Origin of the sequence: Aquimarina agarivorans (assembly GCF_000218485.1) — a bacterium.
In the GTDB taxonomy this organism is placed as follows: Bacteria; Bacteroidota; Bacteroidia; order Flavobacteriales; family Flavobacteriaceae; genus Aquimarina; species Aquimarina agarivorans.
In genome coordinates this window covers 1-8820 of record NZ_AFPB01000016.1, presented here as the reverse complement: position 1 = coordinate 8820, position 8820 = coordinate 1, and the positions used below count along the sequence as shown (strand labels likewise).

At 32.6% G+C, this 8820-nt stretch carries 8 protein-coding genes; 3 read left to right on the top strand and 5 right to left on the bottom strand.

What is annotated here, in order from left to right:
* Positions 1 to 8: 8 nt before the first annotated feature.
* Entirely contained in the window at positions 9 to 1772 is a 1764-nt protein-coding gene (locus GMC_RS0100645) for an ABC transporter ATP-binding protein (protein WP_010520314.1), read from the bottom strand.
* Positions 1756 to 2517, bottom strand: coding sequence for a tRNA pseudouridine(38-40) synthase TruA (truA, locus tag GMC_RS0100640; protein WP_010520313.1), 762 nt, complete (start codon positions 2515 to 2517; stop codon positions 1756 to 1758). Before truA ends, GMC_RS0100645 begins: the two co-directional genes overlap by 17 nt.
* Positions 2518 to 2597: 80 nt before the next feature.
* Between truA and GMC_RS0100635 the strand changes: the two genes are divergently transcribed.
* From GMC_RS0100635 to GMC_RS22445, 3 genes are all read left to right on the top strand, one after another.
* Positions 2598 to 3704, top strand: a complete 1107-nt coding sequence (locus GMC_RS0100635; RefSeq protein ID WP_010520312.1) for a lipoprotein N-acyltransferase Lnb domain-containing protein — start codon at positions 2598 to 2600, stop codon at positions 3702 to 3704.
* Positions 3705 to 4048: 344 nt separating this feature from the next.
* Complete coding sequence (locus GMC_RS0100630; RefSeq protein WP_010520311.1) at positions 4049 to 4540, top strand: metallophosphoesterase family protein; 492 nt, start codon at positions 4049 to 4051, stop codon at positions 4538 to 4540.
* A gap of 761 nt (positions 4541 to 5301) precedes the next feature.
* Positions 5302 to 5517: an XRE family transcriptional regulator gene (locus GMC_RS22445; RefSeq protein WP_138940529.1), complete on the top strand. Its 216-nt coding sequence runs from the start codon at positions 5302 to 5304 to the stop codon at positions 5515 to 5517.
* Between the two features lie 656 nt (positions 5518 to 6173).
* On the opposite strand, the gene GMC_RS0100615 is transcribed toward GMC_RS22445, so the two are convergent.
* The 3 genes from GMC_RS0100615 to GMC_RS18485 form a co-directional block, all read right to left on the bottom strand.
* Positions 6174 to 6728 carry a hypothetical protein gene (locus GMC_RS0100615; RefSeq protein ID WP_010520308.1) on the bottom strand — a complete coding sequence of 185 codons (555 nt, stop codon included), beginning with the start codon at positions 6726 to 6728 and terminating at the stop codon, positions 6174 to 6176.
* Between the two features lie 812 nt (positions 6729 to 7540).
* Positions 7541 to 8146: an REP-associated tyrosine transposase gene (locus tag GMC_RS18490; RefSeq protein ID WP_010520306.1), complete on the bottom strand. Its 606-nt coding sequence runs from the start codon at positions 8144 to 8146 to the stop codon at positions 7541 to 7543.
* Positions 8147 to 8371: 225 nt separating this feature from the next.
* On the bottom strand, positions 8372 to 8820 hold a 449-nt coding region (locus tag GMC_RS18485), incomplete at its 5' end, for a hypothetical protein (protein WP_040472261.1).

Here is an 8820-nt window from a genome sequence, read left to right as displayed (position 1 = left end):
TTACAAAATTAATTTGCTACAACTTCAGCAAATTGTACTTCGTATAAATTTTTATAGTAACCCTCTGGGTTTTGAAGCAATTGCTTATGCGAACCTTGCTCTACAATTTCTCCTTTGTCCATAACAATAATAACATCTGCATTTATAATGGTCGCCAGTCTGTGGGCAATTACAATTGATGTTCGATTTTGAGTAATTTTTTCGGTGGCTTTTTGAATTAATTGCTCACTATAAGTATCTACCGATGATGTAGCCTCATCCAACACCAAAATACTGGGTTTTGATACGTAAGCTCTTAAAAAGGAAATTAATTGTCGTTGCCCTGAAGATAACATGGATCCGCGCTCCTTAACATTATATTCATATCCGTTTGGCAACTGATTTATAAAATCATGCACGCCGATTTCCTTTGCTGCTCGAATAACTTCGTCCAAAGTAATCGCATCATTACCTAAAGTAATATTTTTAAAAATAGTGTCCGCAAACAAAAACACATCTTGGAGCACCACCGCAATATTACTACGTAAATTATCAAGAGAAATATTATGAATTGATTTCCCATCAATTAAAATACCGCCACTGTCAATCTGATAAAAACGGTTCAATAAATTGATAATAGTAGACTTCCCTGCTCCTGTAGCGCCTACAATAGCTACAGTTTGACCCGCTTTTACATTAAATGTAATCCCCTTTAGTATTTCTTCTCCCGGAAGGTAACTAAAGCGCACATTATCAAAATCAATTTCCCCTTTTACGTTAGTAATTTTAGTAGTTACATTTTCTGATATTACCTCTTCTAGCTCCAACTCCTTAAACACGCGCCTAGCCGCAACCATCCCCATTTGCAGCGTGTTAAATTTATCTGCTATTTGCCTTAATGGACGAAATAGCATATTAGTCAATTCAATAAACATTACAACCAATCCAAGTGTTATGGAAATGCCATTGATACTTTGCAGTCCTCCGTACCAAGCAAGCAACCCAATTGCAATGGACCCTGAAAGTTCGGCAATAGGAAAAAAGATGGAATTGTACCATACCGTTTTTATCCAAGCCGTTTTATGTTTTTCATTTATAGCCTGAAATTTTTCATATTCTACCTTTTCGCGCGCAAAAAGCTGCACTATTTTCATTCCCGAAATATGTTCTTGCACAAAGATATTTAAGTTTGAAACTTCGGTACGTACATTTTCAAAAGCTACCTTCATTTTTTTATGAAATACCCGTGTGGCATATACAATAATAGGCAACATCAAAAACACAATTAACGTCAATTGCCAACTATTGTAAAGCATAATCCCAACTATGGCCGTCATTTTTAGTAAATCACTTATAATCATAAACAACCCTTGGCTAAAAATTTCGGCTATTTTCTCAATATCATTAACCGCCCTAGTTACCAAACGCCCTACAGCTGCATTGTCGTAATACTGCATTTTAAAATTAAGCATTCGCTTAAACAAACGTGTCCGTAAATCGCGCACCACGTGTTGCCCCAGCCAATTGGCGTAAAACATAAAGGTAAGCTGCGAAATTACCTCCAAGAGCAAGGACCCCAACATAAAAACTATAAAATACAACAGCAGATCGCTATCCTTTCCTAAAATTCCTTGATCAATCGCTTGCTTTAAAAACTGTGGCCGTGCCAAAGCAAAAACCGAAGTACAAATTGCAGTCAGTGTCACTAAAAAAACCACCCACTTATAGGGACTGGTAAATTTTACCAATTTTTTTAATACACTTAAATCATATGGATTATTCTTTTCGCTCATTAATTGGGTATATCGTTTTGGGGTACAAAACCTCCGTTAAATATAAGCCTTTTGCAGGGACTGAATAGCCTGCTTCGCTTCTATTTTCCGAAGCTAAAATACGATCAATATCAGACAACTTTAATTTGCCTTGCCCTACCTCAATTAGCGTACCTACAATGGCTCTAACCATATTACGCAAAAATCGATTGGCTGATATTTTAAACACTAAAACTTCATGCTGTTGTTCCCAAAACGCATAAAATAGCTGACAATTATATGTTTTAACATCAGTTTTTGATTTGCTGAAACATTTAAAGTTGGTGTACTTTAATAATTGTTGGGCAGCACTATTCATTGCAGCTATATCCAAATTCCCTGTTATATAGTAGGCGCTTGCTGTTTCAAAAGGATTTTTATGGGTGACAATTCGGTATTCATATGCCCTACTAATGGCATCAAAACGCGCATGAGCATCGGGAGCAACACTAAAAATGTTTTTTATAGCAATAGTTGGCGGTAAAAATGAGTTTAACTTGAAAACTAATTTTTCAACATCAAACTCGATTTGAGTATCAAAATGAGCGGCAATATATTTCGCATGCACTCCAGTATCTGTTCTACCTGCTCCCATAATGGTTACGCTTTCGCGAAGTAATACACTCAGCGCTTTTTCAACACTTTCTTGTACCGAAGCGGCATTAGGCTGCTTTTGCCAACCGTGAAAAGAAGTACCATTGTACGAAAGTTCAATAAAATATCGCAAACTTTATATTTTAGCTATAAATTTACGCAAAGATACAGCTTCGGTTGGGAGTGCAACAACCGCTTTAAATCTTAATTCTATTGAAAAAACAAATCTTTATTTTAATAAGTGCTCTTTTTGTTGTTTTTGCTGCAACCGCTCAAAAAGAAACAAAAATAAGTTTGCTCACCTTTGCAACAGGTTTTGAATCGCATTCTATTTTTGGACACACGGCCTTACGGGTTCAAAACACATTAGAAAATACTGACATTGTCTACAATTTTGGAATATTTGATTTTGACACCCCTTATTTTTTGGCAAAGTTTGCTGGCGGCAGGCTCGACTACAAATTGGGCATTGAGGATTTTGAGCGTATGCTTTTGACTTATAAATACTATAATCGCCAAGTTTTTGAGCAAGAACTCAACCTTACTCAAAAACAAAAAAAAGCAGTCCTTACTCATCTTGAATATTTATACCGTCCCGAAAACAGGTACTATCGTTACGGTTTTTTACGAAAAAATTGTAGTACAGAATTAAGAGATATTTTTATTTCAGAAATAGAAAATGTAACCTATACGCCAACAGCAACTAATAAAACCTACCGATCTTACTTAAACGATTATGCCAAAGTAGTGCCATGGTTCAAATTTGGTATTAATTTAGCCTTAGGTAGCACTATAGACAAAAAAATTAATACCGCTGAATTGATGTTTCTGCCCGATTACCTTTCGGAAGAACTTGAAAAAGCTACGGTAAATAATAAACCGTTAGCACAAAAACAAAAGAAATTACTTCCGAATCTTGAAACTAAAAAAGCTTCTCCTTGGAAAATAACTCCACTCATTTTTTTCTGCTTTTTATTTGTATTGCTCATTTTAGGAAGGTCTAAAGTTCTGATTCAAACGTTTACCATGGCTATTGCTATTGCGGGGACAATTATTTTTGTCATTTCAATGTTTTCCGCACATCCTGAAGTGCAAAAAAACTACAATTTGCTGTGGTGCAATCCGCTCTATTTAGTTAGTTTTATTTTATGCTTTACACAACATAAAAAAGTTCACAAAACATTCGCCACTATTATGCTGCTAGGAATTTTAGCCACGTTTGGCGTGTGGTTTTCCAATATTCAAGGTTACGACTTGGCTTTTATCCCTATTTGTGCTACACTCTTTTGGATTAATTTAAAACAAATGCAACGGAGGTAGTTGGTAGTTGGTAGTTGGTAGTTGGTAGTTGGTAGTTGGTAGTTGGTAGTTGGAAGCAATCTTTTATTTTTTTCAAAATTGTAGAAATCAAAAAATTCTTTTTCAAAAGTTTTAGACAAACTTTAGTTTCTTGATAGCAATTAAAGAGCGGTTCACGATACAAAATTTCACTCGAGCTATCATATCATTTCTATTCAAACAATGATACCCAACAAAAACTGACAACCGAAAACTAAAAACCTCACAACTAACAATAAAATAAAACTTTCTAAATTCAAAATAAACGTATTTCTTTGCATGCTTACTAATGTCATTTGTCTAACCTTTTGCATTAAAATTAGAAAATGAAAATCCTTTTACTTAGCGATACACATAGCTATATTGATGACCGAATTTTGCATTATGCCAATCAAGCTGATGAAGTTTGGCATGCGGGGGATATTGGTAGCTTGCATGTAACTGATTCACTGGAAAAAACTACGCCATTACGCGCTGTTTTTGGCAATATTGATGACCACCAAATTCGCAAATGTTTTCCTTTAAACAATCGCTTTACTTGCGAAGGTGTGGATGTTTGGATAACACACATAGGTGGTTACCCTCCAAAATACAACGTAAATACACGAAATGAGATTAAAATGAATCCTCCTAAGCTTTTTATTTGTGGGCACTCTCATATTTTAAAAGTAATGCCCGATAAGCGTTATAACTTATTGCATATGAATCCGGGAGCTTGTGGTAAACACGGTTTTCATAAAATACGCACCATGCTTAGTTTTGAAATTGATGAGGGCCATATTCATAATCTAAATGTTATTGAACTTGGTACAAAATAAATAGATTTCTAAAACTGTACTTTGTATTGCTCTAGCGCATCACACTTTTTAATCATTTTTATTTGTTATTTCATAATCTAAGCCCCAACAATCTCTTTACTAGTATTATTGGGACTATTGTTTTAGTATTTACTTTGTTTATTTTTTACTTTGGGTATTTTTTACTTTGGGTATTTTTTACTTTGGGTATTTAAACTTCTATCAAAACGACCACTTTTCAGTAGTCGTTCCGTTAAAATCTTAATGGCTCTTTTCGAGCATAACGAACTCGGATAATATAGACAGCACTTAGCTCTACTAAGTTTGCAACTTTGTAGCCATACTTGGCAGTTGCCACTAAAACAGTATACCGTGTTGCTATCATAATACCTTGCATCCTGGGGTCTTATCCTCATGAAACGGACAACACAAAATTCGGTTTTTATCAGCTTTTAAACCATAATAGTTTAATACTTACTCAATAGTGAGTTGATTTTTGATGTGTCGAATTTCCATAAATGGAAGTTTTTGAAAAAAAGTAATTTGTTATTATCAGATATAAATGTATTTAATTTAAACAAAAAAATTAGATTTAATTTTATCTTTTAATTACGTAATTTTGGGTTTATACTACTATAATGCCTAAACATACCGTAAATGCAAAAGCTACTCTTTTTATAGAATAGCTTTTGTTTGATTCTCTTTATATTACTCTCATTACCTGACTTGCTTGTAGCTTCGAAGTTACAAACTTCGAAGAGCGGGGATACGAACGTGATGAAATTAAACCTTCTATTGATATCGCTACTAAAATTGCTAACGCATTAGAGGTTTCTTTAGATTATTTGGTAGGTAGTTCCGATGCTGTATTAGAAAAAGCCTTAGTTAAAAAAATAACAGACATCCAGAAATTATCAGATGAAGATAAAATGTGTGTTCATAAAATACTCGATGCTTTCCTTAGAGATTCTAAAGCTAGAGCGGCTTATAGTGCATAAAATCAAAAAACCACAGCAATCACTAAAAAACTGCTGTGGCTTTATTTTGCCCACTGAGTACGTACTAGTTACAAACTAACACTAGCCGCACTATTTATTTTTATATACTATGACCCAGTTAGGCTCATAACTCCAGCTCCGTAAAAACAAAAGCCACACCTATTACAGTATAGCTTTTATCACATTATTCACTTCTTTCTTTTACTCTCTTTGCTTAGGTACACGAGCGGGACGCTCGCGCCAGCGTGGGAGATTTATTATTTAGCGTAATAACTCTATTACGAGAACTGACAAAGCTATTGATCCAAAAAAATAAGACAAAACAACAAATAATGTCCTCGATGTTTTTCGTGGTCTCAAAACATTAAATTTGTAATTATTGTATAGCTTTTTGTGATCATTAACATATTTGTAATAAAATAATAATACACCAAACAAAAAAATAGCAATAGTATATTTAGGTAGCCCAAATATAAATTCAGAAATATTCAATCCGAATAACTTTTCACAAATTGTAACTACCACAAGTAAATGTAATATAATACAAAAACCAGTTATTCCCAAAGCATATAGTAAAGGGTGATCTCTTTCGTTTTTTACTCTTAAAGCTAATTCATAACAATGATAAAATAAATGATTATAAATTTTCATTAATCCTATTTTTTATATCCATTACCATATTTATTTTCTACGCTCCTGTGAAATTGCTCTCCATAGAAAGCATCCCACAATGGGATTCCAAATTTTAGTGCAGGACCAACGTAAGGAATTCTTCCTAATGCATATGGCGCACCAGCAACAATAACTCTTGAGCTTGCACTATAATAATTACCTTTACCTATGTCTTTATAAGCACTAATCCCAGTATCAAAAAGTCCAATTCCAGCAAATGCTTTACCTAAACCTTTAGTAAAATTTGTTGAGATAGCACTTCTTCCATTCCTTAACCAATTACCAACTCTTGAATCTCGTAATGTATTCCAACCTTGTAAAGTTATATCATAACCGGTAACTAATAGTGCGCTAAATTTAGGTTTTGTTGCCTCCCACCAATTTAAACCTTCATCTGTTTTAACATTAATCACATCATCAGCATCAATACCTACAATTTCCAATTCTCCTGTTTCAACAGTTCCTCTTTTCTTAGGAGGGCCACTATTCTCTATTACGTCTAGCGGAGAAGTTGCAAACTTCGAAGAGCGGGGATGCAAAAGCTACTCTTTTTATAGAATAGCTTTTGTTTGATTCAATTTATATTACTCTCATTACCTGACTTACTTTGTAGCTTCGAAGTTGCAAACTTCGAAGAGTGGGGTATATTCAGCTCTACGAAGTTTGCAACTTTGTAGCCACACTACTATAATGCCTAAACATAAACATACCGTAAATGCAAAAGCTACTCTTATTATAGAATAGCTTTTGTTTGATTCAATTTATATTACTCTCATTATCTGACTTACTTTGTAGCTTCGAAGTTACAAACTTCGAAGAGCGGGAATCATTTTACAAATAATTTTGTACTAATAATTAATAAAACAAATGAAAATAGAATACTACCTACTACAATTAGTAGAGCTTTAGTTGTTGTTCTTGGCTTGCTAACTAAATGCTTATATTTAGAATAAAGTTTTCTATGATTATTTATATATGTGTAATAAATATATAAAATTAAATATACTGGTATCGCTATACTATATTTAGGTAAACCTGAAATTTTTTCCGATATATTTAAGTTGAACACAAAACTTATTAAATCAAGAGCAACTAATAAATTACAAACGATACACCCGCCAGTAAGACCTATGGCATACAATAGTGGATTATCTCTTTCATTTTTTATTCTTATAGCTAATTCGTAACTATAGTAAAATAAATAATTATATAATAGCATAAATCAACCTATTCTTTAAATCCTTGACCAAATTTATTTTCTACACTTCTATGAAATTGTTTTCTGCTCTACGAAGTTTGCAACTTCGTAGCCACACATTCTTGTGATGCCTAAACAAATTTAATTGATCATTTACTCCCAACTGATACTTTTCCAAAAAGCTGTATCATTTACTTTTATATTTAACGGAATTTCAGCTTTAGTAATTAACAATAAGCCTTCATTTCTGCAATAACTACTAGCACTTGAATATATATAATCCGAAGCTTTATAAACAATTCCTGCTCTTACTGGATTTAAATGAATATAATCCAATTTTGACCACATAAATTTTTCAGAATAGACCTCTTCTGGATGGTTGTTATACTTCCAAAATTGAAAATTTTTATTCCTATTATGAGATGTTGTTGCTTTTTTCATAAGTTCTAACAACCACTCTCTTCTACTTTCGGGTTCAAATTGAATACTTTTTATAATTTGTTTAGATGTATGCTTTTTAAAATCACGTATTAAACCCGATAAATCCCCTACTTCACTCTGTATTATTAAATGTATATGGTTACTCATAATTACATAACCATACAAAATCATCGATTTTTCGGCAATACAGTACTCTAAACTATCAACTATTATATCCTTATAACGCTTTCTTGTAAAAACATCCAACCAATAGACTACAGTGAAGGTTACATAGTGTATTTTATGTTGATCACGAATTTTATAACCATCACTTTCCATAACATTAAGTTACGTATTTTTTTCATACTCTATAGTTTGCTCAGCTCTACGAAGTTTGCAACTTTGTAGCAACACTCTACTATAATGCCTAAACGTAAACATACCGTAAATGCAAAAGCTACTCTTTTTATAGAATAGCTTTTGTTTGATTCACTTTATATTACTCTCATTACCTGACTTACTTTGTAGCTTCGAAGTTGCAAACTTCGAAGAGCGGGTTTTTATTTATTTTTTCTCTTTATAGAATTTATACATCGAATATTTCTTACTACGTTTATTAATTTCTTTTTTTATCCATTCCTTATTTTTAAAATAATTATTGTAATAGACAAAAATCAAAACCAAAATAGCTAAGATTAAAAAATAGATTATGTAATTTCTATCATTACTAAACTTATAACCAATAATAGCCGGAAACAATGCCAGTGGCACCAAAATTAAACCACAAACTATAGCATTTGCATGCCAATCAATAACTCCAAAAGGAAAAGCAAATTTAGCTTCATCAAGCTTTTTAAAGTTTTCAGACATATCCTTTTTAGATTTTAAAATATAATATTTAATAAATTTTGTGATAGGCCAAAAAAACTTTGAATCTAGTTGAAAAGCTAGAACTGCTAAAAAAATTCCATATATATATATATATATATATATATATATATATAAATAAATTT

Bases quoted from the DNA above. Each gene is read 5' to 3' on its own strand.
- GMC_RS0100645 (WP_010520314.1), bottom strand. From the start codon at position 1,772: ATGAGCGAAAAGAATAATCCATATGATTTAAGTGTATTAAAAAAATTG.
- GMC_RS0100630 (WP_010520311.1), top strand. From the start codon at position 4,049: ATGAAAATCCTTTTACTTAGCGATACACATAGCTATATTGATGACCGA.
- GMC_RS18490 (WP_010520306.1), bottom strand. From the start codon at position 8,146: ATGGAAAGTGATGGTTATAAAATTCGTGATCAACATAAAATACACTAT.